Below are 26,640 nucleotides of genomic sequence, written 5' to 3' on the forward strand. Positions count from 1 at the left end.
GTGGGTGCGCAGTACGCTGGGGCGATCCAATGGAGGGCGTCATCATGGCATCGTCGAAGAAGTCGGGCTCGAAAGCGAAAGCGAAAGCGTCGGGCGGCAGGGTCGCCGCCGATGCAGCTGACAGGTCTGACAGGGTTGCGGGCAAGGCACCTCTGTCGGGCTGGGTGGATGCCCCCGCCGACCTCCTGCACGCCGGAGCCGGTTTCGTGCTCGCCGACACCGACCCGAGCGCCGCCCCCGGTTATCGCGGTGACAAGATCGCTGGCCAGCGTGAGCTCGTCGCATCCGGTGCCGAACTCGAGTCGCTGCAGGAGAAGCTGTTCGCCAACAGCCTCTCGGGTGACAGTCGCTCAGTTCTGTTGGTTCTGCAGGGCATGGATTCGTCGGGCAAGGGCGGCATCGTCAGCCACGTTGTCGGCTCAGTGAACCCCGAGGGTATATCGCATGCCAGCTTCAAGAAGCCCACAGAGGAGGAGTTGCAGCATGACTTTCTGTGGCGTATTCGCAAACGCCTGCCTGCCGCCGGGCAGATCGGTGTTTTCGACCGTTCGCACTATGAAGACGTTCTGGCCGGCAGAGTGCTGAACCTGGCGAGCCCGTCGGAGATCGACGACCGCTACCGGCAGATCAACGACTTCGAGACCGAACTGGCCGAGCACGGCACCACGGTCGTGAAAGTCATGCTGAACATCAGCCCCGACGAGCAGAAGGGCCGCTTGGCCTCGCGCCTCGAGCGCCCCGACAAGCACTGGAAGTACAACCCCAGCGACATCGATTCGCGCATGCTGTGGAACCAGTACCAGGCCGCCTATCAGAGCGTCTTCGATCGCACGTCGACCGTCACGGCCCCCTGGTACGTCGTGCCGGCGAACCGCAAATGGTATGCCCGCCTCGCGGTGCAGAACCTCTTGCGCGCCGCCCTTCGGGGTCTCGACCAGCAGTGGCCGGCCGCCGACTACGACATCGACGTCGAGAAGGCGCGCCTTGCTGCGACCTGATCGCCTCCGGATGCTCGCCCTCCCCCTCTGCCGACCGGTGCGCCGACCGCTCTGCCGACCGCTGTGATCTTGCGAACACTGACGAGCGGGGGCGAGGGCGGGCGAGGCGGGTTACGCGAAGGCCTCGACCATGGGGCGAAACTTCATGCGCGTCTCGAGAAACTCGCGCTCGGGGTCTGACTCGGAGACGATTCCGGCGCCCGCGTACGCTGTGATGTAGCCGTCGGCGTCGACCTGCGCACACCGCAGCGCGACGGCCCACTCGCCGTCGCCGTCGGCTCCGATCCAGCCGACGGGGCCCGCGTAGCGACCGCGGTCGAACGGTTCGAGGCGTTCGATGAGCCGCAGGGCATCCTTAGTCGGCGTGCCTGCCACCGCAGCGGTGGGGTGAAGCGATGCGATGAGGTTGAGCGAGGTGGAGCCGTCGCCGAGCGTGCCCTCGATGTCGCTCGCGAGGTGCCAGAGGTTCGGAAGTTTCAGTGTGAACGGAATCTCGCTCGCAGCGAGCGTGCGTGCGTGTGGCGTGAGCGCCGACATGACACTTGCCACAGCGAAGCGGTGTTCGTCGAGGTCTTTGGCACTGGTGGCGAGGGCGACGGCCTGGTCGTGGTCGGCTTCGGCGTCGCGGCCGCGCGAAATGGTTCCGGCGAGCACGCGGGCGGTGACGGTGCCGTGGCTGACGCTCACGAGGGTCTCGGGGCTCGAGCCGATGAGGCCGTCGACCGCGAAAGTCCAGCAGTCGGGGTAGCCCAGCGCGAGGTCGGTGATCACCCGGCGCAGGTCGGAACCGTCGGGTAGGTGCCCCACGAGATCGCGCGCGAGTACGACCTTCTCGAGGTCGCCGTGCGTGATACGGCTGACGGCCTCTTCGACGGCGGCGCGGTACGTGTCGGGTTTGGCGGCGCCCGGCAGCAGCGAGATGCGGTACTCGCTGCCAAGCGGGGTCGCGGGAGGAAGCGTGGGCTCGGGCCGGCTCATCGGGGGAGTAGGCCGTGCCTCAGCGCGCGCTTCTGGCTGTGTCCCTGAACGCGTCGGCTCCGGATGCCCGGCCTCTGCCTCGCCCGGAATCACCTGGTCTGGGTGCAGAACGTGCACCGTGGTCATCCAGTGCACTCCGTCACGCTTTCCCACGAGCACGCGCGGCACGATGAGTACGCTCTTCTCGGCGGACTGGGCCGAGAACGCGAACGCCCCGAACGCGACAAGACCCGTGCCCGGGGTCTTCAGCGGGTCGACCACGGTCGCGGCGGCCGCGATCTCGCGCCAGGCCGCCCCCGCGTCGCTGATGCGGTTCTCGCCTGAGAACTCGAGGCGCAGTGCCGTGCCGATGCCGGCGAAGCCCTGGCCTTTTCGTATCCACAGCAGCGGATCGCGCGAATCGAGCATCGGAATCAGCATGCGAATGTCGCCCACCCGCACCGTTTCGACGAGCAGTCGCGGCGCAGATTCAGAAGTTTCGGTCACGCCCCCAGATTACGCCCGCCTCCGTGCCCGCCGCCCCGTCGCCGCCCAGCTCAGTCGGCGAGGCCGATCATGCGGGTGAGGTAGGCGTTACGAAACTGGTGGTCGGGGTCGTAGACCTCGGCCAGGGCCGCGAAATCGGGCAGGCGCTCGTAGAGCGGCGCGACGGTCGCGGACGTGAGGGTGTTCGCCTTGCCCCAGTGCGGGCGGGCGCCGAACGGTGCCAGCGCGGCCTGGATGTCGGGCAGCAGTGCCATCACGGCCTCCGGCTCGTTCTTCCAGGTGAAGTGAATAGCCAGCGAATCCCGCCCGTATGCGGGCGACAGCCACAGCTCGTCGCCCGCCATCGTGCGCAGTTCGGTGACCAGCAGGTGCGGCGCGATGCGCTCGCCGAGTTCGCGCACCACGCTGAGCGCGGCGGCGGCGTGCGCCCGGTCGACGAAGAACTCGCTCTGGATCTCGTCGCCGTTGCTCGGCGTCGAGTCGAGCCTGAAATGCGGCAGCCGCTCAGACCACGGCCCGACAACCCCGCCCGTGACGGTGGTGTTGTCGCTGCCGGCCGGCGACGAAACCGTGAGGGGAGCAGGCGTGGCTCCGAAGAAGTCACTCGGCATCGACGCAGGCTGGCCGTCTCGCACCACGGTCTTCAGCCACACCTGGCTGAGCGTGTCGCCCACCCAGTTCGTGAAGAGGCTCACGCTGTAGGCGCCACTCGTGATCGCTTCGAAGTCGGCGAGTACGGCATCCCACGGCAGATCGACGTAGAGGTCTTGGCGTACGTCGAAGGTGGGCTGGATGTCGAGGGTCACGCGGGTGACCACACCGAACGCCCCGAGGCCCACCACCATGCCGGCGAACGACGGATGCTCGCGCGTGACGCTGACCAGTTCGCCCCGCCCGCTCACGATCTCGAGCCCGCTGACCGCAGTCGACAGGTTGCCGTTCGTGTTGCCCGAACCGTGGGTACCGGTCGACACCGCTCCGGCGACGGAGATGTGCGGCAGCGACCCCATGTTGTGCAGCGCAAAGCCTTCGGCTTGCAGAAGCGACGCGACAATGCCGTACCGGGTGCCGGCGGCCACCGTCACCGTTCGGCCGTCGGCCGCGATCTCGATGGCCGGGGGCAGATCGACGAGGCTGATCAGATCGCCCGCCGAGTCGGCGATGGCGTTGAACGAGTGTTTGGTTCCGAGCGCACGAACGCGCTCTGCGGAGGCGACGATCTGCTGCACCTCGTCGACCGAACCCGGCGTGTGCAGGCGCGGCGCCGTGAACTCATAGTTGCCGGCCCAGTTCAGCCCTGCTGCAGTTGTCATGCCACTTCACTTTCGCCGTTGAGGATGTGTGTCACTCAAGCATGACGCATTTCCGAGGTGGGGGTCTGCTGGGGGCATCCTGAGCCTTTGCCGTGCGCTTCTGAAGGCACCGTAAACTGAAACCGTGTCTAAGGCCGACCTCAGTAAGCAGCCCGCGCAGGTTTCTGCGATGTTCGACGATGTGTCGACCCACTACGACCGCACGAACAACGTGCTCTCGGCGGGTAACGCCCTGCTGTGGCGGGTGGCCACCACCAAAGCGGTGGCGCCGAAACCCGGTGAACGCATTCTCGACCTCGCTGCCGGCACCGGCACCTCGAGCGCATCACTGGCGGCGAGCGGAGCGACGGTCGTCGCGGCCGACTTCTCGCCCGGAATGATCGAGGTGGGCAAGCGCCAGCAGGCCGGCAACACCAACATCGAGTTCCTGGTGGCCGACGGCATGAACCTGCCCTTCGGCGACAACGAGTTCGACGCGGTGACCATCTCGTTCGGCCTCCGTAACATCATGGAGCCGAGAACCGCCCTCGCCGAGCTCTATCGCGTGACCAAACCCGGCGGCCGCATTGTCATCTGCGAGTTCAGCACACCTCCGTTCGCGCCCATTCGCCTCGGCTACGGTGCGTACCTGCAGCGGTTCATGCCGGCCATCGCGAAGCTGGCGAGCTCGAACCCCGATGCCTACATCTACCTCGCCGACTCGATCAAAGACTGGCCCAACCAGAGCACACTCAGTGGGTGGATGCGCGACGCCGGTTTTGAGGGCGTGGGCTACCGCAATCTGACGTTCGGCATCGTCGCACTGCACCGCGGCACCAAGCCGGCCAGCACAGAGGCAGCGTCGCTGCACGACGAGTCTGCTACCCACCCGTCAAGCGGGCCCACCACTCGGCAGCCGGTTCAGTAGGCTTGACCCCGTGAAGCCGACCAATTGGTCCCTGAATTCTTCCAGGGGCACCAGCCTGTCGAAGGGTGCGCGACGAAGCCCTTCGAGTTCGGCCTCGTTCTCGTTGACCGAACGACTGTTTGCGACGGCCGACGACCGCAAGGCCGCGAAGGCGGTCGATGAGGGCCTCGTGCGCCTCGAGGAGCGCCTCGTAGCCGAGACCGTCTTCCACGACGGCATGGCCGAAGTGTCGGCCCGGTACCTGCTCGACGCCGGTGGCAAACGTGTGCGCCCCATCCTCGCGTTCCTCACCGCGCAGCTCGGCGACGGCGTCACCGACGACGTGGTGACTGCGGCCACCTCGATCGAGCTCATCCACCTCGCCTCGCTCTACCACGACGACGTCATGGATGAGGCGGAGCAGCGCCGGGGCGTTCCCACCGCGCACAACGTGTGGAGCAACTCCATCGCCATCCTCACGGGCGACCTGCTGTTCGCCCGTGCGAGCAAGCTGCTGTCGATTCTCGGTGAGCGGGCCATCCGATTGCAGGCCGACACGTTCGAACGCCTGTGCCTCGGCCAGCTGCACGAGACCGTCGGCCCTCGCCCCGGTGAAGACGCCATCGAGCACTACCTGCGCGTGCTGGCCGACAAGACCGGTTCGCTCATCGCGGCGTCGGCCCAGCTCGGTGTGCTCGTGTCGAACGCGCCAGAGGTGTACCAGCAGGCCGTGTTCGACTTCGGCGAGAAGATCGGTATCGCCTTCCAGCTCGTCGACGACGTCATCGACCTCGCCCCGCCGAGCGATGCCACGGGCAAGACCGCCGGCACCGACATTCGCGCCGGTGTCGTGACCCTTCCGCTGCTGTATCTGCAGAGGGATGCCCCCACCGACCCCGGGGCCGCCGACCTGCTGCGCCGACTCGACCCCGAGCTGATCGCAGACACTCCCGCCGCGGAGGTCGACGCCCTGATCGCCGAATTGCGCGGGCATCCGGTGACCGCCGAGACCATGGTTGCCGCACGTCAGTGGGCCGCCGATGCCATCGCAGCGCTCGACGTGCTGCCCGACGGCACCGTCAAGAAGACCCTGCTGCGGTTCGCCGACACCATGGTCGAGCGATCGAGTTAGCCGAGCTTTCCGAATAACCCTGCGCGCACCGCCACCCCGCTCGGCGTGCGTGTCATCGACAACGTAAGGAACCACCTCCCCATGACCAAGCTCCGCCTGGCCATCGTCGGCGCAGGGCCGGCCGGAATCTACGCCGCCGACCTGCTGATCAAAGCCGAGCGTCACTTCGACGTCTCGATCGACCTCTTCGACCACCTGCCTGCGCCCTACGGCTTGGTGCGGTATGGGGTCGCCCCCGATCATCCGCGCATCAAGGGCATCATCGGCGCGCTTCGCGAGGTGCTCGACCGCGGCGACATCAGGTTCTTCGGCAACGTTCGCTACGGCGTCGACCTCACGCTCGACGACCTGAAGAAGCACTACAACGCGGTGATCTTCGCCACGGGCGCGATTCGGGATGCTGAACTCGACATTCCCGGAATCGACCTCGATGGCTCGTACGGCGCTGCCGAGTTCGTCAGCTGGTTCGACGGCCACCCCGATGTGCCCCGCGAATGGCCGCTGAACGCCCGCGAGGTGGCGGTGCTCGGCAACGGCAACGTAGCGCTCGATGTCGCCCGCATTCTGGCCAAGCATCCCGACGACCTGCTCGTCACAGAGATTCCCGAGAACGTCTACGAGGGCCTCCAGAAGTCGCCCGTCACCGACGTGCACGTCTTCGGCCGGCGCGGCCCGGCTCAGGTGAAGTTCACTCCGCTCGAGCTGCGTGAGCTCGGCGAGGTGCCCGATGTCGACATCGTCGTGTACGACGAAGACTTCGATCTCGACCCCGCGTCTGAGGCGGCCATCGCCACGAACAAGCAGGTGATGGTCATCAACCGGGTCATGAACCAGTGGCGCACGAGGCCGGCCGGCACGGCGTCGAGGCGGCTGCACCTGCACTTCTACGCCCGGCCGATTGAGGTTCTCGGGGCCGATGGCGCGGTGACGGGCATCCGGTACGAGCGTACGAAGCCCGATGCTGCGGGCGGCGTCACGGGTACCGGCGAGTTTCGCGAACTGCCGATTCAGGCGCTCTATCGCGCGGTGGGGTATTTCGGTTCACCACTCGACGGGGTGCCGTTCGACTCGCTGCACGGCGTGATTCCGAACCGCGAAGGGCAGGTTCTGGATGACCATGACGAGGTCATTCCCGGTGTCTACGCCACCGGCTGGATCAAACGTGGCCCCGTGGGCCTCATCGGCCACACCAAGTCTGACGCCATGGAGACCCTCAGCCACGTCGTGAACGATGCCGCCAATTGGTGGAGCCCGGCCGAGCCCGGCGAAGAGGCCATCGTCGCCCTGCTCGAGTCGCGCGGCGTGGTGTACACCACCGTCGAGGGCTGGCACCACCTCGACCAGTACGAGCTCGGGCTGGGCGCTGCGGCGGGCCGTGTGCGCATCAAGGTCGTCGCGCGCGACGAGATGGTCGCGGTCTCGAACCAGACGGCAGAGTAGGTTCGCCCCCTTTCACCGAATCAACCCGGCGACCCCCGGCACAGGTGTGAGGTGACCGTGGATCACTGACCGCGGATCACGCGCCAGACCGTAGCCCTGACGTTCTCGTTGGCAAAGGCGAACTCGCCCGTACCCTCCATTTCAGGCATACCGATGGTGACCATGAGTTCACCAGAGGGCGAGAACCGGATGCCCTGCCATTGCCTGGCCGGTTTGCCCAACGGCTCGCAGACCTCGGTCAGTGTCTCTGAATCCCAGAATCTCACCATGTGGTCTGACTCCGTAACGAACCAGTCGCCCTCCTCGCTTGTGAATACCGACTCCGCAGCCTCCACGACGGAATGCCGTTTGACGAGCGAAAAGGGTGAGAGGTTCCAGAAGTCGATCGACCACCCTTCGAGTGCGACCACGAGAATGCCCGAGCCGAGGATGGCCAAGTCGTTCGTGCCCAGCGTGCCCCTGGCCTGACCGCCGTACTCCACCCTTCCTACCTCGTGCACCACCGTGCCCGAGCGCGCGTCGAGAGCCTGCAGCCGCCCGTCGCCGAGCAGAACCACGATGGCTGTGGTGGAGGGTGCCCAGGTGAAGGCGTCGACGTCATCGACCGTGTACTGCGAACGATCGCGCATGTTCCAGACGCGCAATTCTCCCTCTGCCGCCATCGCGAAGTAGTCGCCGGTGGGCGAGAACGAGAACGCCGGGGTAGACATGCCAGTGGTCTCTGTCAGTACCCGCCACAGTCCGTCGGTTTCTTTGCTGACCAACATGCCGTCATGGGGGCTCACAACAACCGACCCGCCGGGTTCGACCGCGATGAGGGGCTGAATGAGCGGTACCGGTGCGCTCGCGGCACTCTCTCGTAACACGTCGGAGTGATGGGCGCGCAGGGTCGCAGTGCCGGATCGCCAATCGTATGTGAAGAGCGTGCACGCGACGTCAGCAACGACGAGCTCGTGCTCGTTCACAAAGGCGACGTCGCTGATCGACGTACTCAACACGATGTCTCGGAGGGGCTGCAACATCAGCGGTTCTTCTAGCGGTGGCATCGAAGAAGACTACCGCCAAATCAATGCAGATCTGAGCAAAGCTCGGCGAAGAGTGTCAGCGAAAGTTGATGAACTGCACCGCGACCTCGAGGTCGGCGCTCTTCAGCAGGGCCATGACGCCCTGCAGGTCGTCGCGGCTCTTCGAGGAGACACGCAGCTCGTCGCCCTGGATCTGCGACTTGACGGTCTTCGGCGACTCGTCGCGGATGAGCTTCGAGATCTTCTTCGCGGCCTCCTGCTCGATGCCGTTCTTCAGCTCGGCCTCGAGGCGGTACTCCTTGCCGCTCGGGAACGGCTCGCCGGCGTCGAGGCTCCGCAGGCTGATGCCGCGCTTGATGAGCTTGGCCTCGAAGACCTCGAGAATGGCCTTCACGCGCTCTTCTGAGTTGGCCTTCATGAGGATCTTCTCGCCGCTCCAGTCGATCGAAGCGCCGATGTTCTTGAAGTCGTAGCGCTGCTCGACCTCTTTCTGTGCCTGGTGGAGGGCGTTGTCGGCCTCCATCTTGTCGACCTTGCTGACGATGTCGAAGCTTGAATCTGCCATGCACCAATCGTACCGGCTGTCTCCCGGGCTCCGGATTGTAGGGTGGGCGAATGCCTTCCCGTCGCCGTCGTCGTCGTGGTCGTCGTCGTGTCGTCCCTCACCGTCGCGGCCTGTTCATCGCCCTGGTCTTTACGGTCGTGGTCGTCGTCTTGCTCGTCGCCGGCATCTTCGCCGCCGGCCCGCTCGGTGAGGCACTCCGTACCGTAGGCAGTCTCGCTGCAGGCATCGGTTCTCCGGATGCCCCCGCCACCCCCGTGGCACCGCCCGAGTCACCCGCGGTCAGTAGATCGGCATCGACACCCGCGGCGCTTGCCGGCCACGCGGGCGAGGTCGACGCTGAATGGGCCGGCCGTACCGCGGCTGCCACGGGCATCCCGCTGCGTGCCGTTCAGGCCTACGCGGGCGTCGCGATCGCCAGCCAGAACAGCGGATCGACCTGCCATCTGGGCTGGAACACCCTCGCCGCCATCGGCACCGTCGAATCGGCCAACGGCACCTACGCCGGCAGTACCATCGGCGCTGACGGCACGGTCAGCCCGCCCATCTACGGCATCGCGCTCGACGGCGCCGGCGTCACCCGCATTCCCGATACCGACGGGGGTGCCATCGACGGCGACGCCGAATGGGATCGCGCCGTTGGCCCCATGCAGCTCATCCCCGAGACCTGGCGCAACTGGGGCACCGATGCCTCGGGCGACGGCATCGCCGACCCGCAGAACATCGACGATGCCTCGCTCGCCACCGCCAACTACCTCTGTTATCACGGCCGCGACGTGAGTGTCGCGAGCGAATGGATGGCCGCCATCACCTCGTACAACGACGCGACGTCGTACCTGCTGAAGGTGTCGCAGTACGCCAATCGCTACGCGTTAGAGGTGGCCTCCGTCACCGGCTGAGGGCACCCGCAGCCTCGTTGCCAGCCTGCCGACAGCCCCCACAGAGCCCCCGAACGGCCTCCAGGGAGCCGCCGATTTCGTCAGACGCCCGATGACAAGTATTCTTGTGCGAGCGCCTTCGGTTGTGTTTTTCAACGTGGTCGGGTGCGCCTTGGCAAGTTACCCTAGCGGCCAAAGGGATCTGACTGTAAATCAGACGGCTGAGCCTTCGGGGGTTCGAATCCCTCACTTGCCACCAGCAGAAACAACGGCCTCCACGCGAAAGCGGGAGGCCGTTGTTCGTTGCCAGGTCGCCACCGGCAGCCGCAGGGCGGTCGTTCAGAACAACCCGTCAGATCATCTGAAACACAATGGCGGGGTGCCGCGACACCAGCGAGTTCATGAACCCGCGAATGCTGTCGCTGTCGACGAACACTTCAACGGTGCGGGTCAGCGGGCTCTGGCTGAGCAGGGATTCGAACAGGAGGGTGCCCACACCTTCCCGGCGAAACTGCTCAACCACTTCGACGCAAATGAGCCGGATGCGATGGTGCGGGCGGCGGGCATACCTGATGACCCCCTTCAGGGCCGCCTTCTCGCCCGACTCTGACGCGGCGAATACCTTGACCGAGCCCAGTAGAACGCTCGCCCGGTACTCGAACTCGACGACATCTTCGGTCAGTTGTAGATTCTCAGGCATTCGAGCAATTTAGTCCCCGAATATCTAAAACTGGAAAGTATTGATGCTGTTCAGGTCATCGCGTATTATGTGTGCCTTCGAAGCCGATGGATGCCCTGCAGCACTACGACGAGGGGTACCTGTTCTGCGAGCGGGCGAAGTATTCGTCGCTGCTGGTCAGGGCTGAACGAAGCCCCGAGTCGCCGATCTGCAGAGCCAGCCCCACCCAGGTGTTGAGCCCTACCGGGTCGGGTGCGCGCCCGAGGTAGCGCTGGTACATGGCAGAAATGCGCTCGCTGATGGTCTCGGTCGAGCGCCAGAACTGTGACACGACCCAGGCGGTGCCGTACTTGTTGATGTAGGTGACCCAGTACGCGATCTCGTCGCTGCCTGCGTTCCGATGCAACAGGTTCGTGTAGAGAGATGCGACGAACCCGGCGTTGTTGTTGCCGTGCTGCTGGAAGTACTCGAGCGACGAATAGAACGAAGTTTCGATGTCGTCAGTGGTGATTGAGCCGCGGTGCATGGCTGCCAACCAGTTCTGTGGCCCCGACGGGTCGGGTGAACGGCCGAGCACGCTCTGGTAGGCGGCCGCGATGCGTATGAGTCGGTACTCGTCGCTGTTGACGAACCCGTTGGCCACCCCGTCGCGCGGAGCCCCGTTGGCGAGCTGCGTGGCCCAGCCCTTCGTCTCGCCCGCCGACGGCGTGCGGCTCAGGTAGTCGTTGTAGAGAGCCACCACATAAGACGAGCTGGCGGTCACCGTGGGTAGTGGCGCCCCGAGAACGGTGGGGTTCAGCGATGCGTCGGTGTTTCGAAAGTCGACGTGCTGGTGATTGCAGGAGTCGGCGAACTGGTCGATGTTGGCCAGGTTCAGGCTGTTGCCCGCGGCGGTACGGCACTGCGACTGGCCAGCGTTGGTGCCGTTGGGCACCACATTGTCGAGAAACTGCAGAAGCAGAATGTTCTGGGCGTTCGAACCGTTCAGCCCGACGCCGCCCACGTTCGCGAAGTCGATTGCCTCGCCCGGCACCACACAGTGCACCGAGTAGGTGGGGGGCCCGCAGTTCAGGTTCGAGCCGATGCACGGGCGTTGCAGATCTGAGACGCGGAGGCTGCCGAACCGGTTGATCACCAGCACCAGAACCTGCAGTACGCGAACATCGACCGCGCATCCGCCGAGCGTCTGGCCCTGCGAGACGGGCACGATCTCACGGTCGTAGATGGTGGTGGGGTCAGTGGTGAACGCGCCTGAATTGTGTGCCGAAACGAGTGCCTGCGCGAGCTGTTGCGGGCTGTTCGAGACGGTGGATGCGGCACTCGCCGGGGGCGCACCGACCGCACTGAGCGTGGTGATCACCAGCGCAAACGCCACGAACAGGGCAAATACCGAGCGCTTCATCTTCATGCGCCTAAGCTTTCATCTCGACGGGGCGAACTTCTTCGGCCCGAGCAATGTGGTGGGGTAGAGGTAGAGAAATGCGGTTCAGGGCACCGAAAACGGCGGCAGCACGAACGGCGACGCGGGTCGCTGGAGCAGGCGTGGCAGTGGCAGCGCTTCTCTTACTGGCCGGGTGTGCCGGTACCAGCTCGACCGGCGCGGGCGCCAGCGTTCCGGGGTCGAGCGTGCCAGGCGAAACGCCCACGCCCGCACCGTCGACGAGTTCGATCACACCGACTGACACTGCTGTACCCACTTCTTCCCCCACACCGTCTGCGGCGCCCACCCCGACACCTTCGACGTCGGGTGCGGCTCCAACCGCAGAAGCTACGGTGGTTCTCGCGTGCCAAACCTGGCAGGTGAGTCTCACCCAGACGTCGTCAGCCTACCCGGCAACGCAAGACAAGGCGAGACAGCTTGCTGTCGAGGCCGCAGCGAGTGACCCGCAGTGGCAGCCGATCGCCGACGACATGACCACGCTGGTTGCCCTCGGCACCGACACCAGCTCGGCCGCGGTCACCAAGGGCCAGGCCACGTTCACCGATCTCAGCAACCAGTGCCGCAGCGTCGGCGTGGTTGTGAACGGCGGTTGAACGTGAGCACCAGCATCGAAGCGAAGGCCGACCCCAACGCCGAACTACTCGAGCTGGCCCGCCGCGTGGGCACCGAGGCTGGCGCCCTCGCAGCCCGGCTGCGCGCGGAAGGCGTCGAAGTGGCCGCGAGCAAGTCGTCGACCGAAGACATCGTGACGTTCGCCGACCGCGAGGTCGAGGCCTTCATGCGCCGCTCCCTGGCCGAGGCCCGCCCGAACGATGGCTTCTTCGGCGAAGAGTCGACCGACGTCGCCTCGCCCGGCACATCTGGCCTCACCTGGGTGGTCGACCCCATCGACGGAACCGTCAACTACCTCTACGGAATCCCTGCCTACAACGTGAGCGTCGCCGTGGTCGAAGGCGATGCTGACCCCGCCACCTGGCACGCGCTGGCGGGCTGCGTCGTGAACCCCGCCGTGGGTGAGGTCTTCACCGCCTCGGATGCCCGGGGGGCCTACCTCGGCAGCACGCGGTTGCGCGTCAACGACCCCATCGACCTCTCGCAGGCCCTCGTCGCGACCGGGTTCGCGTACAGCTCCGAGGTGCGGGCCAAACAGGGCCTCGTCATCGCAGCGCTGCTCGGCCAGGTTCGCGACATCCGCCGTATCGGCGCGGCAGCCCTCGACCTCTGTTACGTGGCTGCCGGCCGCTACGACGCCTACTTCGAGCGCGGGCTGAACCCGTGGGATCACGCGGCAGGAGCCCTCATCGCCGCCGAGGCCGGGGCACGTGTTCACGGGTTCGGCGGGGCGCCGGCGGGGCGCGACTTCACGCTCGCGGCCGAACCGGTGTTGGCGGCCCGGCTCGAGCCGATCATCCGGAGCCTGTTCGACGACGCGGGACTGTAACAGCCGCGTCGCCGAACAGACGAGGGGTCAGACCGAGCGGAGCCAGACGGTGGTGTCGGGCAGCAGAACCGCCTCGCCGACCGGCTCGCTCGCCAGCAGGAGCTCGCCGAGCGATTCGAGCGGTAACTCGATGGGCACGGTGCCGGTGTTGGCGATGACAGTGATCGAACCGTTCGAGAAGGCCACGACCTGGGGTCCGAAGCCGAGGGTCTCGATCCACTCGACAGTGCCGAACCCGAGGTCGTGCTCGGCGCGAAGGGCCAGCGCGAGCTTGTAGAGCTCGAGGGTCGAGCCGGGAACGCCGCTCTGCGCGTCGCGGGCGTAGGCATCCCAATTGCTGGGCTGCGGCAGCCATGAGGCGCCGGCGGGGCCGAAACCGTAGCTCGGCTTGCCAGCCTCCCACGGGATGGGCACGCGGCAGCCGTCGCGCCCGTAGCGCTCGCCGTGCGTGCGAAACCACGTGGGGTCTTGGCGGGCCTCGTCGGGCAGGTCGATCGACTCGGGCAGGCCGAGCTCCTCGCCCTGGTAGATGTACGAGCTGCCCGGAAGGGCCAGCATCACGGCGCTCGCGGCGCGCGCCCTGCGAAGGGCGGCCGCGGGCTCGGGCAGGTCGACCGACTTCGGGCCGATGCCGTCGCCCTGCAGGTGCCCGGGGCCGAGCGAGAGGCGGGTCGCGTGGCGCACCACGTCGTGGTTCGACAGCACCCACGTGCTGGGGGCGCCCACCGTGGCGAACGCGGCGATCGACGTGTCGATCACAAGGCGCAGCTCGGGCGCCGACCATGCGGCCGACAGGTAGGTGAAGTTGAACGCCTGGTGCATCTCGTCGTCACGCACCCAGCGGGCCAGCTTGCCGAGCGGCTCGACCCAGGCTTCGGCGCAGAGCACGCGTTCGCCGTCGTACTCGCTGAGCACCTTGTTCCAGTCGCGGTAGATCTCGTGCACGCCGTCTTGCGCCCAGTAGGGCGGAGTGGGAATGCGGTCGAGGTCGTGGGGGTCGACCTCGATGGGCACGGCGCCCCCGCCCATGCTGCCGGCCTCGGCGGGAGGGGTGTAGTCAGGAAGCCCGGCCTCTTTGATGAGGCCGTGCGCGACATCCACCCGAAACCCGTCGGCCCCGCGGTCGAGCCAGAAGCGCAGAATGTCGCGGAACTGCGCGCGCACCCACTCGTTCTCCCAGTTCAGGTCGGGCTGGCTGATATCGAAGATGTGCAGGTACCACTGGCCCGGCGTGCCGTCGGGGTTCGTGATGCGGCTCCACATGGGGCCGCCGAACACGCTCTCCCAGTTGTTCGGGGCGATGTCGCCGTTCGGGCCGAGGCCGTCGCGGAACATGTAGCGGTCGCGCTCCACGCTGCCCTCCGGCGAGGCCAGGGCATCCTTGAACCACTGGTGATCCCACGAGGTGTGGTTCGGCACGAGGTCGACGATCACCCGGATGCCCAGCTTGTGGCTCTCGTTCAGAAGGGTGTCGAAGTCGGCGAGCGTGCCGAACCGCGGGTCTACGTCGCAGTAGTCGGCCACGTCATAGCCGGCGTCGTGCTGTGGAGAGGTGAAGAACGGTGACAGCCAGATCGCGTCGACACCGAGCTCGGCGAGCGAACCGAGTCGGCTCGTGACCCCGGCGAGATCGCCGAGCCCGTCGCCATCGGAATCAGCGAACGAACGCGGATAGATCTGGTAGATGACGGCAGAGCGCCACCACTCAGAACCCGTCGTCGTCAGTGTTTCGCGGTCGAGGCCGGCGAAGGTGATGGTTTCAGTGGGCTGGCCGATTTCGGGATTGGGCTCAGGGGTCATACGCAAACCCTAATGGCGTTGAGAGGCGCCTCGATGATGCTATTCTCTTACGGTGCCAAAAGCTGCTGATTTCGAGCGGATTCTGTGCGCCCCCTTAGCTCATTGGTAGAGCACTTCCTTGGTAAGGAAGAGGTAGTGGGTCCGATTCCCACAGGGGGCTCCGTGGTTGTTACCGGGGCCTTCGGCTCCGTGCAAGCACCGGGTCGCCGTCGTAAGATGGTTGCATGGCGGGGTAGCTCAGTTGGTTAGAGCACACGGCTCATAATCGTGGTGTCGCGGGTTCAATTCCCGCTCCCGCTACGAAGCCCCCGAGATCTCGCCGTCTCGGGGGCTTCTTTCGTTCCCGGGGGAGGGCCACTCTGCCTAGGGTGAGTAGGTGCTTGCCTATGAGGTGTAGGTTGGGAGCATGGCACGCATGAACTTGAGCCCCTCCGTGGTCGTGGCGGCGGCGGCCGACCTCGCCGACGCGAGCGGATACGACGCGGTGACCGTCTCGGCGCTCGCCCGGCAGCTGGGCGTGCAGCCGGCCAGCCTCTACTCGCACGTGCGAGACCGTGCCGCGGTGCTCGAGGGCGTGCACCAGTTGGCGCTGGCCGACCTCGCCGACCGTATCGCCGCATCCATCGCCGGCCGATCGAGCCGAGACGCGCTCGTCGGCCTGGTCGAGGCGCATCGGGGGTTCGCGCGCGAGCATCCGGGCCGGTGGGATGCCCTTCAGCGCCCCGCCGCCCTGAACACGGTGCACTCCGAGCCTGCCGCACGGCTCGTGCAGCTGATCTGGGCCGTACTGCGCGGCTACGCGGTGCCCGCCGACGAACTGGTGCACGCGACCCGCCTCGTCGGAGCCACCCTCAACGGCTTCATCGCCCTCGAACGTGTGGGCGCGTTCGCCCATCGCAGCCCGGAGGCCGAGGTGTCGTGGCTGCGCGCAATCGACGTACTCGATCAGGCGCTTCGCTCGTGGCCCCGAGGCGAGACGGCTGCCGAGACGGTGACGGCCGCCGAGACGGTGACGGCGGCCGACCCTTCGACCACCGCCGAGCATCCGGCCCCCACCGCACCCCACCAGGAGAGCACCCCATGATCACCACACCGCTCACCCTCGACCTCGTGCGCGGCGCCGCCGAACTCGAGACGACCGCCCGCGGCGTCAGGCCGCACCGGCTGCCCGAGTGGGTTCGGCAGCAGTTTCCCGACGGCCAGCTGCTTGCGGTTGAGAGCCAGCCCTCTGGCGTGCGCGTGGCGTTCAGCACACGGGCGAGCAGGGTTGAGCTGGTCTCTCACCCGACCAGGCTGGCGTACCGCGGTGTTGTCCGCCCGCGCGGGCGCATCGACGTGTTCGTCGACGGCGTTCTGGCGCTCGCCGATGTGCTCGACGGCGGAGACACCATCGAGCTCGATCTCTCGACCGGCGCCACGACGGTGCTGCCGGGAGCGCCGCACACGACGATGCTCGAGGGCCTCGGTGAGGGGGAGAAGCTGGTCGACCTGTGGCTTCCGCACAACGAGTCGATCGAGTTGGTGAGGCTCGGCACTGATGCTCCGGTGGTGGCTCAGCCCGGGCATCCGGCGCTCTGGGTGCATCACGGCAGCTCGATCAGCCACGGCTCGAACGCGGCAGGCCCCAGCGAGACCTGGCCGGCCGTTGCCGCGCGCCTCGGCGGGGTGGAGCTTCGAAACCTCGGAGTGAGCGGCAGCGCCCTGGTCGACCCCTTCATGGCCCGGGTCATCCGCGATGCGCCGGCCGACGTCATCAGCGTGAAGCTCGGAATCAACGTGGTCAACTTCGACGCGATGCGCGTGCGGGCGTTCGTGCCGGCGGTGCACGGCTTTCTCGACACGATCCGCGACGCCCACCCGACCACGCCGCTGGTGCTCATCTCGCCCATCTTCTGCGGCATTCACGAGCACACCCCGGGCCCCGGAGCCATCGACCCCGCCAGTATGGCCACCGGTCAGGCCGCGTTCATGGCCACCGGAACCCCCGGCGACGAAACGCTCGGCCGCCTCACGCTCAGCGTGATCCGCCGCGAGCTGCGTTCACTTGTCGAGCGCCGGGCTCAGGATGCCCGCCTGCACTACCTCGACGGTACAACCCTCTATGGCGAGGCCGACACCGCCGGGCATCCGCTGCCCGACAACCTGCACCCCGACACCGTTACTCACCGCCTCATCGGCGAACGTTTCGCCTCGTACGCGTTCGGTGCGGCGGGCCCCTTCTCGGCTTTCGGCCCCGCTGAATCAGATTGACTGTGATAGCTTGTTCACATCACGATCAGCCCGCTCGCCTCACGGCTCGGGCTGATTTTCTTTAAGCCGGAGACTCATGGTCGAGTACACCAAGACGTGGTTGTCAGTAGAAGACCAGGCCGCCAAACTCGGTCTGCGGGGAGTGAGCTTCGGCGACGGCACCAGTTGTCTGTCATTACTGAGCGCAGTCGGCTACTACCGGCTCACCGGCTATCTTTATCCCTTTCGTGAATCGCGGGCATATCGTGACTCCGCCGGGCGCGAGCGAGTCCGGATTCTGAGCAGTTACCGCCCCGGCACCTCGATCGAATACGCATCCCAACTCATCGATTTCGACCGTCGGCTCCGGATGCTGGTGCTCGACGGCATCGAGAGAGTTGAAATCTCATTCCGAATGCAGCTCGGGTACGTGCTCGGAAGAGTGTCGGCGTTCGGTCATCTTGACTCAGCAAACTTCGTTGGAGCGTTCACGCAAGAGCGTCTCGACGCGACGAGCGGCGAGTCGCTGCCGAGCAAACACGAAGAGTGGATGGCTCGAGTACGAGAGCGCCAAGCCAGCTCGGATGAGGCATTCGTCACGCACTTTCGTGAGAAGTATGACGACCGGATGCCGATCTGGGCGCTGACCGAGATTCTGGAGTTGGGTCAGCTCGGTCGTCTGTACAGCGGGCTCAGCAACTCGATTGCCTCGGAGATCTCGGCCGCGTATGGCGCGCCCACCAAGAAGATGATGAGCAGCTGGATCTCAAGCATCAATTACGTGCGCAATGTGTCTGCCCATCACGCACGACTGTTCAATCGCAAACTCGTCAGCGCACCCGCACGCCCCGCGGTGGGCCAGGTGCCACTCCTCGATCATCTGCGCGCTGCTGTCAGCTCAAAAGAGGTGTTCGGCCTTTACAACGTTCTTGCAGTGATTGCATTTCTGCTGCGAACCATTGAGCCCGACTCCGGGTGGAATGAACGCATGGTCGAACTGATGCGTGAATTCCCATCGTCAGGCCCTGTCTCGTTGCGCTCCATTGGCATTCCCGCACTGTGGACTGCACTCGACCTTTGGCGAGAGTGACCCGGCCTTGTGTCACCTGTGGGGCCCGAGAACGAGCGAACACCGGCCGCCGTTTGTGAGACCGGCGCGAGAGTCTTTGCTCTTCGCGTCGGTCTCACGTGCCGGCGCGTACAGGCAGGGGAGCGAGGACGCAGCGCAGCGTGCTCGCGCATCAACTGCAGGCGGTGCCGATCGCGGTGAAGTCGCTCTGAACGGTGGTGGCAGCCGAGACGACCGCGCCCGATCCGCCAGAGGGGTCGTTGATGTACTGGGTGACCGCGGCGATCATGGCCTTCAGATCGGTGTCGGCGGTGGTGGCGACCGCGAGGATGCGCGGGTTGCTGATCTGCGAGACCCCGGCGTCGAACGCGTCAGCAACGGCCTGCAGGCTCGTGACGGCCTGTGTCGGATTGGAGGCGATGTCGTTGAGACCCTGCGTGAGACCGGAGGTCGAGCTGCTCAACGACGACTCCAGGATGGTGCACGCCTCGGTGGTTGACTGACCCGACGCGTCGGCGGGGCCGGAGGAGGTGGGCGACGAGAGGTCGGTCGGCAGCGACGACGCGAACGCGTTGCCCTGGTCGATTGCGTTCTTGGCGGTGGTACCGATGGTGGCGAAGGCAACGATGATGATGATCGTGGCGATGATGCCGCCGAGAATGCCGAGATAGCCGAGAATCAGGCCGGCGAGGGCGAGCCCGCGCCCTTTCTCGCCGGTCTTCTTGATCTGGCTGAGCGCAATGTGGCCCGTGATGACAGCGGCCAGCGAGACGAAGAAGGCGGTGACGAGCGACACGATCGCCAACACGTTGTATTTGTCGTTTGACGGCGCAGGGGCCGCATACTGGTTCGCCTCGTAGGGCGGAACCGGGGGAGGGGTTTCAATGCTCACAACGAACTCCTAGTTAGTTTCCGTTTGGCAACTCTTTCATGAGAGGGCGCTCAGGGGCAGCAGCAGGCGAAAAGACGCGCCGCCTTCGGGAGCCGAACCGGCCGTGAGTTCGGCTCCGAGCCGGCCCGCGAGGCGCGCGGCGATCGACAACCCGAGCCCCGAACCGACGGGCCGGTCGTCGCGGTACTTCGCGTGCAGCGTTCCCCGCTCGAACACCACCGCCAGGTCGTCGGCGCTGAGCCCAGGCCCGCCGTCGCGCACCTCGACGAAGGGCACGCCCCGTTCGAGACCGACCGCGAGAACAATGGATGCCCCCGCCGGTGTCACCCGCACCGCGTTCTCGACCAGCCCGTCGATGATCTGGCGCACCCGCTGTGGGTCGGTCACAGCCGTGAGTGTCTCCGCTACCGCTGCCGCTGTCGAGCCCATCGCAGGCCTTCCTGAGGCTTCGAACACCAGCACGATGCCGTCTGACTCGCAGCGGGCCCGCCACGCGAGCTCTGCCGAGCGGGTGAGGGCCACGAGGTCGAAGGGGTGGGCATCCAGTGCGAAGTCGTCGGCCTCGAGGCGCGCCAACTCGAGCAGGTCTGACACGAAGCGGTTGAGACGCTCGGTCTCGCTGACGAGGGTCGCACCGACGGTGGGCAGGTCGGCGGGCGAGACGAGGCCGTCGGCCAACGCTTCGGCGTACCCGCGGAGGGCGGTGAGGGGGCTCCGGATGTCGTGCGAGACCGAGAGCAGAAACTCGCGCTGGCGGGTCTCGCTGGTCATGAGTGCCGTGTCGAGGGTGCCGAGGGCGGCAGTGACCTCGGCGACCTCGCTCGCCGATCGGGCGGCGGCCGGAGGCGCCGGAACGTTGCGCTCGCCAGCAGCCAGGCGACGAGCGGTGATGGCCGCTTCGGCCAGCGGGCGGGAGAGGCGGCGGGCCAGCCACAGCCCGAGCAGCACGGCGAACACGAGGCCGGCGGCCAACGCCACGCCGAGGCGCAGCAGAGCGACACCCGACGCCGCGTCGACCGTCGCGAGCGACCGCGTGAGCACGATGGCGCCGCCGTCGCGGATGGGGCGGCCCTCGAGCAGGGTGCGGCCAGCGGCCCGGTCGGTGGCGGCAGCCGTGCTGGCCGCTCCCGTCTCGACAGGCTCCGGGGTGCCCGGATGCGCACCGGCCGCCAGCGTCAGCGAAACCGACTCGCCCGCCACGAGCCGCGCCACGACCGCCGCGCTCACGAGTCCGGCCGTGTCGCCGCTCACCACGCCCGACGCGCTGACCACCACGACTTCGCCCTCAGAGGTGCCGTCGAGCCGCCGCTGGCGCTGTTCGAGCGTCAGCGAGGCGAGGGGTGTCGCGCTGAACGCGTCGGCCTGCTCCGCGAGCTCCGAGCGCGCCTGGTCGACCGCCGCCGTGCGAATCAGCGGAAACGCCACTCCGCCCGTCACCAGCACCGCGACGACCGCGACCGCCGTGGTCACGAGCGTGATGCGCCCGGCGAGCGACGCGGCCCACCGCTTCACGTCGACGCACCCACAGCCGCGCCCACCACTGAGTACCCCACCCCGCGCCAGGTGCGCAGCGGGCTGTCGGCACCGAGTTTCGACCGCAGCTGCGCCACATGCACGTCGACCGTTCGCGCTCCGCTGTAGTTCGCCTGCCCCCACACTGCCGCCAGCAGCTGATCGCGCGTGAACACCTGCCCCGCGCTCGCCGACAGGTACGCGAGCAGGTCGAACTCCATCGCGGTCAGCTCCACCGGGCGCCCGGATGCCCGCACCGACCGCTCGCGTTCGTCGAGTTCGATCGTTCCCACGCGTCGCACGGTGCTGGCCAGAACCCCGTTCGTGCGCCGCAGGATGCCCCGGATGCGCGTCACCAGCTCCCGCGGCGAGAACGGCTTCGTGAGGTAGTCGTCGGCGCCCAGCTCGAGCCCGAGCAGCCGGTCGACCTCGTCGTCGCGCGCGGTCACGAAGATCACCGGAACCCAGTCGCCCGCCTCCCGCAACCGCCGGCAGACGCTGATGCCGTCGAGCCCCGGCAGCCCCACGTCGAGCACTACCGCGACCGGCCGCCGCCGCCGGATCTCCTCCAGCGCTCGCTCGCCGTTGCTCTCGGTGTGCACGCCGAACCCGGCCTGCGTGAGGTAGAGCCGTTCGACGTCGGCGATCGCCTTGTCGTCTTCGACGATCATCACCAACCCGAGTTGCTCAGCCATAGCTGAAATCTAGGCGCTCGCCCCGGCAACGCCCTGCGAATCGGCCGCATCCATTGCATTCGCCGTCGTTCGGGCCGATCTCTTAACACTGCTCGAACATTCGCCGTACCGTCTGCTGGTGTGGGCTTGCGACTCTGGATGCACGCTGTTCCGCATCCCGAAAGGCAACACCATGACTCACTCCTCTCTCACCCCGCCGTCAGCCGCCCCGCGTGACGCCGCCGAGACCCCGAGCGGCTCGCCCGGCTCGCCGACCCCGCGTCGTCGCCGCCGCGGAACCGTCGCCCTCGTCAGCGCGATCGCCATCGGCGGGGTGGTGGCCATCGGCTCGATCGGCGCCACCTCCGCGTTCGCCGCAGACCAGGGTTCGCTCACCGCAGCCGCCACCTCGACCGCCACGCCCACCCCTTCGGCATCGGGTGCAGCCAAGGCGAAGCCCACCGGCGTTCGCGCCCGCGGCGAGTTGCGCCGCGAGATCTCGGTCGATGTGCGCTCGGGCACCGACTTCGCCACGCGCGCGCAGAAGATCGCGACGACGCTGGTCGGGCATCCGACCGCCTTCGCCAAGCTGCCCGCCGACCTGCAGGCCGACCTCACGGCGCTGAAGAACGCCCAGGGCGCCGACGTGGCCACTGACGCGACCGCCATCAAGACCAAGGCGCTGGCCGGCGGCTACGGCGACCGTGTGAAGGCGTTCGCCGCGCGTGTCGAGGCGCGCGTCTCGTCGCACGCTGCGGCGAGTTCGGGCTCGGGCACCGGCTCGTAACTCCGGGCCCCTCCGATCGGCGCCCGGCGCCGAATACACTCTGAGGCCCCCGTCAAGCCCCGCACGCCCCGGCACAGTGCCGGGCGCGCGCGGCTGGGGCGGGGGCACAATGAGTGTGAGGCACCACGTGCCGGAGGAGTGTCGACGTGTCACAGCTGACGCCGCCCGAGAATCGGGCCGAGGCCCTGCGATTGCTTGCGCTCCTCGACGCTGAGCGCGCCGACTCTGCGGGGTCGTCTGTCGCCCGCTATGGCGCGCTCGCCGAGGCGCTGACGGGTGCCTATGCCGGTCGCCAAGACCCAATAGATGCGCTCTGGTGGCGCGCGCACCCGTTGCAGTCCACTCCCGCTGGCCACGCCGACCCTGCCTCGGTGCGCGCCCAGCTCGAGGCCGCCGCGTTCTCCCGCCGCCCCGAAGGCGAGGCCGCTCTGGCCATCGACGTCATCGACCCGGTCTCGGGTGAGCACACCTCCGTTTCTGCGCCGTTCGCCGCGCTGGTGGCCCTCGACGAGCAGCTGAGGGCCGATGCCGCCGCCCTCGACGCAGCGATTCTGGATGCCCGCCCGGCCATCACCGCAGCCGAATCCCGCGCCGCCCACCGTGCCGCCGGTTCGAGCGCAGACCTCGGCCCGAACGACCCCGCCGGCGCCCCAGCGCCCGAATCCCCCTTTGGCGCAGAGGCCGCCGCCGGGCATCCGGAAACCGGCAGCGACTCAACCGGCAACGCCACCCGCACCTCCACCCGCAACACAACCCAAGCCCGCACCCCCACACCCACCCGCACCGCCGAGAGCTGGCGTCGGCGCTCGCTCATCTGGATGAGCACCGCCGCCGCCGTGACGGTGCTCCTTCTGGCCGGAATCGCGCTCGTCGTCGTTCAACAGCTCAACCCGTCGGGCACCGGGTTCGCGCTGTTTCCGGGTTCGGGCAGCACCACCTCGGCGGGCTCCGGCATCGGCGCGAGCCCTTCGGCCACCCCCGGCGACTTCGCTGGCCGGGCCGGTTCGAGTCTCGGTCTGACCATCTTCGAAGACCCCACCCTGGCGCCGTCGATTCCGCCCGCGGGCATCGATCCGTATTACAAGCCGGAGTCGCTGCGCCTGCTCGGCGTCGCCGACAGCGACCTCACGGTGTACGCCGTCGAGAATCGGCTCGAACAACCGTGCCTGTTGGCGGTGTACACCGACGGCACGCAGAGCGCCACCTGCGTCACCCGCGACGAGTTCAACGCGATGGGCATCGAGTTGCGCATCACGAACCTGCGCGTGACGCGAGCGAGCGAGCCGCAACCCACTTCTGCCAGTCAAGACGTGGTGTTCTGGAACCCCGACGGAACCTACGGCGTCAGCTCCACTCTGGCCCGCACCGGCAGCACGGCGGGCATCCGGTCGTCAGCCACGCCGACACCCACTCCGACCGCAGGCACCCCGACCGTCACCCCGACACCCACCCCGACCCCCAGTGAATAGACTTGTCGGGTGACTGTGAACCCCGAACTGCAAGGTCGCGTCTTCGAGAGAACCCCGGGTTACCTGGTGGGGCGCGAGAAGATCCGCGAATTCTCGAAGGCCGTCTTCTCGACCAGCCCGCTGAACTTCGATGTCGAGGCCGCGCGTGCCGCCGGGTACGCCGACCTCGTGGCTCCGCCAACATTCAGTGTCGTAGTGCAGGAGCTGACCCTGGCGCAGCTGTTGTCGGCCCCGGATGCCGGAATCGACTTCTCGCGCGTCGTACACAGTGACCAGCGCTTCACCTCTACCCGGCCCATCGTGGCCGGCGATGAGCTGACCGCCGTGCTCACCGTCTCGAGCGTCAAGGTGCTGGCCGGAAACGCCCTCGTCACCGCCGAGTCCCGCATCGAAGACACCGCGGGCGAGCACGTCGTCACGGCCGTCTCGACGCTCGTTGTGAGGGCCGAGTAGTGGGCATCGACTTCAGCGCGCTCAGCGTCGGCGACGTGGTGGGCGAACACGAATTCACGCTCAGCCGCGATTCGCTCGTGAGGTACGCCGGAGCATCCGGCGACTTCAACCCCATTCACTACCGCGACGACGTCGCCACCTCGGTCGGGCTCGACGGGGTGCTGGCTCACGGCATGCTCACCATGGGCATGGCCGTTCAGCCCATCATCGAGTGGATCGGCGACCCCGCCCTCATCGACGACTACGGCGTTCGCTTCACGCGGCCCGTGCTCGTCGACCCCATGTCAGGTGCCCTCGTGCAGGTCACAGCGAAGGTCGGGCAGCTCGACGCCGAGGCCGGCACCGCGCGCATCGACATCGTTGCCACTGCGGCTGGCGCCACGGTTCTCGGCAAGGCGCAGGTTCGCGTGCACGCGCCGCGGGCCGCCGACCCCGCCTCCGCCGACTCCGCCGCCGGCCCCGGCGCGGCGTAGGTCGCGGAACCCACTCCGATGCCCGACACCCGGTTCGATGCCGCCCTCGCCCCGCTGACGACCCTGAACGTCGGCGGCCCCGCCACCGAACTGGTGCTCGTCACCGACCCCGCCGACCTCGTGGCCACCTGCCTCTCGGTGTGGTCGGGCGGCGGCGAATGGATGATCCTCGGCGGTGGCTCGAATGTCGTCGTCAGCGACGACGGGTTCGCCGGAACGGTGGTGCACATTGCCACGCGCGGAGTCGAGGTGCTCGAAGCAGCCCCCGGTGACCCGGCTGGCACGGTACGTGTTCGGGTGCAGGCCGGTGAGCCGTGGGACTCGCTCGTAGCCTTCACCGTACAGAACGGATTCAGCGGCATCGAAGCCCTGTCGGGCATCCCGGGCTCGACCGGAGCGTCGCCCGTACAGAACATCGGCGCGTACGGGCAGGAGGTCGCCTCGGCCATCGCAGCCGTGGAGTTTCTCGACTACGAGACCGGCGAGCTGCAGCGCTTGTCGGCGCACGACCTCGGGTTCGGCTACCGCACCTCGGTGCTGAAGCGCGGGCGGGAGGGCGTGGTGGTGTCTGTCGAGCTGCGCCTGGCTGCGCCCGATGGCGGCGGCTCTGCGGCGGGTGCCGGTGGTACGGCGGTTGCGGGAGCCGGTGCCGACGCGCTCGGGCAACCCGTGCTGTACCCGCAGCTCGCGAAGGCGCTCGGCGTCGAGGTGGGCGACGCAGTGGCTGTGGGGCAGGTTCGTGACGCGGTGCTGCGCTTGCGGGCATCCAAAGGCATGGTGCTCGACCCGGCAGACCCCGACTCGGTCAGCGCCGGATCATTCTTCACCAACCCGATCGTGAGCGAATCGTTCGCGCGCACCCTGCCGCTGAGCGCCCCCCGCTGGCCGGTCGTACCCGCCGCACCCGCACCCGCACCCGCCGCACCCGAACCCGCACCGCGCGACAGTGCGCACGACGGCGCAGACTCGGCACGGCCTTTCGCTGCTGCGGCCGACGACATCGAATACCAGGTGAAGCTCAGCGCGGCATGGCTCATCGAGCAGGCGGGAATCCGCCGCGGATTCGCCCTGGCCGGGTCGTCGGCCGCCATCTCGAGCAAGCACACGCTCGCCCTCATCAACCGCGGCGGAGCGACCGCCGAGCAGATCTCCGAGCTCGCCCGCTTCGTGCAGTGGCGCGTGCAGGCCGAGTTCGGCGTCAACCTTTCGCCCGAGCCCGTGTTCATCGGCTTCGGCCCGGTCGACGACGTGCTCTGACCCACCTCTTCAGACGCCACTCTTCCGGCACACTCTTCCGGCCCGGCCCGGCCCGGTGCGGCCCGGATCGGGTCAGATGAGGCCCAGCTCCATGGCCCGAGTGACCGCACGGGTGCGGTCGGTGACCCCCAGCTTCTCGAAGGCGTGCTGCAGGTGTGTCTTCACGGTGGCCTCGCCGATGAACAGCGTGCGCGCGATCTCAGGGTTGCTGCTGCCGGCCGCGACCAGCCGCAGTACCTCGGCCTCGCGGCTGCTGAGTTTCGGCAGTACCACCTTCTCTTCGCGCATGCGGTTCACGAGCATCGACGCGATGGATGGCGCCAGCACGGTCTGGCCAGCGGCCACTGCGCGCACCCCCGCGAGAATCTCCTCCTGTGGCGCCGCCTTCACGAGGTACCCGCTCGCACCCGCCTCAATGGCCGCCAGAATGTGGTCGTCGGTGTCGTATGTCGTGAGCACCAGCACGCGCATGCCCGCCGCGTCGGCCTGCGCCGCGAGGACGCGCGCGGTCGCCTCGGCGCCGGTCAGGCCCGGCATCCGCAGATCCATCAGCACCAGGTCGGGCCGCAGTTCGAGCGCCAGCCGAACCGCCTCGAGCCCGTCGACCGCTTCGCCCACCACGTCTATGTCGCCCGCCGACCGCAGCAGCGCCACGATTCCGCTGCGCACGATCGGGTGATCGTCGGCCACCAGCACCCGAATCATGCCCGCACCTCCGCGGCAGCCGGAGCAGTAACCCCCACAGAGGCCTCCGCCCCCACAGAGC

27 protein-coding genes and 3 tRNA genes are annotated in these 26,640 nt (G+C 67.4%); 18 read left to right on the plus strand and 12 right to left on the minus strand.

Annotation, left to right across the window (positions count from 1 at the left end; all coding sequences use genetic code 11):
* Nucleotides 1-29 precede the first annotated feature (29 nt).
* The gene (locus tag QN358_RS05780) at nucleotides 30-998 is read left to right on the plus strand and encodes a PPK2 family polyphosphate kinase (protein ID WP_323511834.1); all 969 of its coding nucleotides are present in this window, start codon (nucleotides 30-32) and stop codon (nucleotides 996-998) included.
* Nucleotides 999-1,109: 111 nt separating this feature from the next.
* Here QN358_RS05780 and QN358_RS05785 read toward each other — a convergent pair whose 3' ends face one another.
* Together QN358_RS05785 and QN358_RS05790 are read right to left on the minus strand one after the other, a co-directional pair.
* On the minus strand, nucleotides 1,110-2,384 hold the full coding sequence (locus tag QN358_RS05785) for an isochorismate synthase (RefSeq protein WP_416351959.1): 1,275 nt from the start codon (nucleotides 2,382-2,384) through the stop codon (nucleotides 1,110-1,112).
* 128 nt (nucleotides 2,385-2,512) lie between these two features.
* Complete coding sequence (locus QN358_RS05790) at nucleotides 2,513-3,775, minus strand: FAD-binding protein (protein WP_136641216.1); 1,263 nt, start codon at nucleotides 3,773-3,775, stop codon at nucleotides 2,513-2,515.
* A gap of 124 nt (nucleotides 3,776-3,899) precedes the next feature.
* Between QN358_RS05790 and QN358_RS05795 the strand changes: the two genes are divergently transcribed.
* The 3 genes from QN358_RS05795 to QN358_RS05805 all read left to right on the plus strand — a co-directional run bounded on the left by QN358_RS05795 (nucleotide 3,900) and on the right by QN358_RS05805 (nucleotide 7,233).
* The gene (locus QN358_RS05795; RefSeq protein ID WP_136641215.1) at nucleotides 3,900-4,682 is read left to right on the plus strand and encodes a class I SAM-dependent methyltransferase; all 783 of its coding nucleotides are present in this window, start codon (nucleotides 3,900-3,902) and stop codon (nucleotides 4,680-4,682) included.
* A gap of 55 nt (nucleotides 4,683-4,737) precedes the next feature.
* Nucleotides 4,738-5,793, plus strand: coding sequence for a polyprenyl synthetase family protein (locus QN358_RS05800; RefSeq protein ID WP_136641330.1), 1,056 nt, complete (start codon nucleotides 4,738-4,740; stop codon nucleotides 5,791-5,793).
* 81 nt (nucleotides 5,794-5,874) lie between these two features.
* Nucleotides 5,875-7,233, plus strand: a complete 1,359-nt coding sequence (locus tag QN358_RS05805) for an FAD-dependent oxidoreductase (RefSeq protein WP_136641214.1) — start codon at nucleotides 5,875-5,877, stop codon at nucleotides 7,231-7,233.
* Nucleotides 7,234-7,295: 62 nt separating this feature from the next.
* On the opposite strand, the gene QN358_RS05810 is transcribed toward QN358_RS05805, so the two are convergent.
* Together QN358_RS05810 and QN358_RS05815 are read right to left on the minus strand one after the other, a co-directional pair.
* A complete protein-coding gene (locus QN358_RS05810; RefSeq protein WP_323511835.1) occupies nucleotides 7,296-8,279 on the minus strand; it encodes a hypothetical protein in 984 nt (327 codons plus the stop codon).
* A 55-nt stretch (nucleotides 8,280-8,334) separates the two neighbouring features.
* Complete coding sequence (locus QN358_RS05815) at nucleotides 8,335-8,823, minus strand: YajQ family cyclic di-GMP-binding protein (protein WP_136641212.1); 489 nt, start codon at nucleotides 8,821-8,823, stop codon at nucleotides 8,335-8,337.
* A 50-nt stretch (nucleotides 8,824-8,873) separates the two neighbouring features.
* On the opposite strand from QN358_RS05815, the gene QN358_RS05820 reads away from it, so the two are divergent.
* Together QN358_RS05820 and QN358_RS05825 are read left to right on the plus strand one after the other, a co-directional pair.
* A complete protein-coding gene (locus QN358_RS05820; RefSeq protein WP_136641211.1) occupies nucleotides 8,874-9,719 on the plus strand; it encodes a lytic transglycosylase domain-containing protein in 846 nt (281 codons plus the stop codon).
* Between the two features lie 153 nt (nucleotides 9,720-9,872).
* A tRNA-Tyr gene (locus tag QN358_RS05825) sits at nucleotides 9,873-9,957 on the plus strand.
* Nucleotides 9,958-10,050: 93 nt separating this feature from the next.
* On the opposite strand, the gene QN358_RS05830 is transcribed toward QN358_RS05825, so the two are convergent.
* The 3 genes from QN358_RS05830 to QN358_RS05840 all read right to left on the minus strand — a co-directional run bounded on the left by QN358_RS05830 (nucleotide 10,051) and on the right by QN358_RS05840 (nucleotide 12,104).
* Nucleotides 10,051-10,398 carry a hypothetical protein gene (locus QN358_RS05830; RefSeq protein WP_136641210.1) on the minus strand — a complete coding sequence of 116 codons (348 nt, stop codon included), beginning with the start codon at nucleotides 10,396-10,398 and terminating at the stop codon, nucleotides 10,051-10,053.
* Nucleotides 10,399-10,501: 103 nt separating this feature from the next.
* Nucleotides 10,502-11,785: a DUF4214 domain-containing protein gene (locus QN358_RS05835; protein ID WP_323511836.1), complete on the minus strand. Its 1,284-nt coding sequence runs from the start codon at nucleotides 11,783-11,785 to the stop codon at nucleotides 10,502-10,504.
* Between the two features lie 4 nt (nucleotides 11,786-11,789).
* Complete coding sequence (locus QN358_RS05840) at nucleotides 11,790-12,104, minus strand: hypothetical protein (protein WP_136641208.1); 315 nt, start codon at nucleotides 12,102-12,104, stop codon at nucleotides 11,790-11,792.
* Nucleotides 12,105-12,177: 73 nt separating this feature from the next.
* On the opposite strand from QN358_RS05840, the gene QN358_RS05845 reads away from it, so the two are divergent.
* Together QN358_RS05845 and QN358_RS05850 are read left to right on the plus strand one after the other, a co-directional pair.
* A complete protein-coding gene (locus tag QN358_RS05845) occupies nucleotides 12,178-12,411 on the plus strand; it encodes a hypothetical protein (RefSeq protein WP_136641207.1) in 234 nt (77 codons plus the stop codon).
* Nucleotides 12,412-12,413: 2 nt separating this feature from the next.
* Nucleotides 12,414-13,259 carry an inositol monophosphatase family protein gene (locus tag QN358_RS05850; RefSeq protein ID WP_237280274.1) on the plus strand — a complete coding sequence of 282 codons (846 nt, stop codon included), beginning with the start codon at nucleotides 12,414-12,416 and terminating at the stop codon, nucleotides 13,257-13,259.
* Between the two features lie 27 nt (nucleotides 13,260-13,286).
* On the opposite strand, the gene QN358_RS05855 is transcribed toward QN358_RS05850, so the two are convergent.
* On the minus strand, nucleotides 13,287-15,059 hold the full coding sequence (locus QN358_RS05855; RefSeq protein WP_136641206.1) for an alpha-amylase family glycosyl hydrolase: 1,773 nt from the start codon (nucleotides 15,057-15,059) through the stop codon (nucleotides 13,287-13,289).
* Between the two features lie 88 nt (nucleotides 15,060-15,147).
* Here QN358_RS05855 and QN358_RS05860 point away from each other — a divergent pair.
* The 5 genes from QN358_RS05860 to QN358_RS05880 all read left to right on the plus strand — a co-directional run bounded on the left by QN358_RS05860 (nucleotide 15,148) and on the right by QN358_RS05880 (nucleotide 18,378).
* Nucleotides 15,148-15,219, plus strand: a tRNA-Thr gene (locus QN358_RS05860).
* Nucleotides 15,220-15,285: 66 nt separating this feature from the next.
* Nucleotides 15,286-15,359 (plus strand) — tRNA-Met (locus tag QN358_RS05865).
* A 106-nt stretch (nucleotides 15,360-15,465) separates the two neighbouring features.
* The gene (locus QN358_RS05870) at nucleotides 15,466-16,143 is read left to right on the plus strand and encodes a TetR/AcrR family transcriptional regulator (protein ID WP_323511837.1); all 678 of its coding nucleotides are present in this window, start codon (nucleotides 15,466-15,468) and stop codon (nucleotides 16,141-16,143) included.
* Nucleotides 16,140-17,309, plus strand: a complete 1,170-nt coding sequence (locus QN358_RS05875) for a GDSL-type esterase/lipase family protein (protein ID WP_323511838.1) — start codon at nucleotides 16,140-16,142, stop codon at nucleotides 17,307-17,309. The genes QN358_RS05870 and QN358_RS05875 overlap by 4 nt, the downstream gene beginning before the upstream one ends.
* 76 nt (nucleotides 17,310-17,385) lie before the next feature.
* Nucleotides 17,386-18,378 (plus strand): Abi family protein, encoded by a 993-nt coding sequence (locus QN358_RS05880; protein ID WP_323511839.1) that lies wholly within the window; start codon nucleotides 17,386-17,388, stop codon nucleotides 18,376-18,378.
* A gap of 151 nt (nucleotides 18,379-18,529) precedes the next feature.
* Here the strand turns inward: QN358_RS05880 and QN358_RS05885 are convergent, their stop codons facing one another.
* Genes QN358_RS05885 through QN358_RS05895 form a run of 3 tightly spaced genes read right to left on the minus strand, consistent with a single transcriptional unit; the run spans nucleotide 18,530 to nucleotide 21,456 of the window.
* A complete protein-coding gene (locus QN358_RS05885) occupies nucleotides 18,530-19,249 on the minus strand; it encodes a DUF4190 domain-containing protein (protein ID WP_323511840.1) in 720 nt (239 codons plus the stop codon).
* 36 nt (nucleotides 19,250-19,285) lie between these two features.
* Nucleotides 19,286-20,761, minus strand: a complete 1,476-nt coding sequence (locus QN358_RS05890; RefSeq protein ID WP_136641201.1) for a sensor histidine kinase — start codon at nucleotides 20,759-20,761, stop codon at nucleotides 19,286-19,288.
* Nucleotides 20,758-21,456: a response regulator transcription factor gene (locus tag QN358_RS05895; RefSeq protein ID WP_136641200.1), complete on the minus strand. Its 699-nt coding sequence runs from the start codon at nucleotides 21,454-21,456 to the stop codon at nucleotides 20,758-20,760. The genes QN358_RS05890 and QN358_RS05895 overlap by 4 nt, the downstream gene beginning before the upstream one ends.
* A 172-nt stretch (nucleotides 21,457-21,628) precedes the next feature.
* Between QN358_RS05895 and QN358_RS05900 the strand changes: the two genes are divergently transcribed.
* From QN358_RS05900 to QN358_RS05920, 5 genes are all read left to right on the plus strand, one after another.
* On the plus strand, nucleotides 21,629-22,222 hold the full coding sequence (locus QN358_RS05900; protein WP_136641199.1) for a hypothetical protein: 594 nt from the start codon (nucleotides 21,629-21,631) through the stop codon (nucleotides 22,220-22,222).
* A gap of 146 nt (nucleotides 22,223-22,368) precedes the next feature.
* On the plus strand, nucleotides 22,369-23,691 hold the full coding sequence (locus QN358_RS05905) for a hypothetical protein (RefSeq protein ID WP_136641198.1): 1,323 nt from the start codon (nucleotides 22,369-22,371) through the stop codon (nucleotides 23,689-23,691).
* Between the two features lie 9 nt (nucleotides 23,692-23,700).
* A complete protein-coding gene (locus tag QN358_RS05910) occupies nucleotides 23,701-24,144 on the plus strand; it encodes an FAS1-like dehydratase domain-containing protein (protein ID WP_136641197.1) in 444 nt (147 codons plus the stop codon).
* Nucleotides 24,145-24,149: 5 nt separating this feature from the next.
* Complete coding sequence (locus QN358_RS05915) at nucleotides 24,150-24,617, plus strand: MaoC/PaaZ C-terminal domain-containing protein (protein ID WP_136641322.1); 468 nt, start codon at nucleotides 24,150-24,152, stop codon at nucleotides 24,615-24,617.
* An 18-nt stretch (nucleotides 24,618-24,635) separates the two neighbouring features.
* The gene (locus QN358_RS05920) at nucleotides 24,636-25,874 is read left to right on the plus strand and encodes a UDP-N-acetylmuramate dehydrogenase (protein WP_136641196.1); all 1,239 of its coding nucleotides are present in this window, start codon (nucleotides 24,636-24,638) and stop codon (nucleotides 25,872-25,874) included.
* 72 nt (nucleotides 25,875-25,946) lie between these two features.
* On the opposite strand, the gene QN358_RS05925 is transcribed toward QN358_RS05920, so the two are convergent.
* Nucleotides 25,947-26,579, minus strand: coding sequence for a response regulator (locus QN358_RS05925; RefSeq protein ID WP_136641195.1), 633 nt, complete (start codon nucleotides 26,577-26,579; stop codon nucleotides 25,947-25,949).
* Nucleotides 26,580-26,640 lie beyond the last annotated feature (61 nt).

Origin of the sequence: Subtercola sp. RTI3 (assembly GCF_035018625.1) — a bacterium.
GTDB lineage: Bacteria > Actinomycetota > Actinomycetes > Actinomycetales > Microbacteriaceae > Subtercola > Subtercola vilae.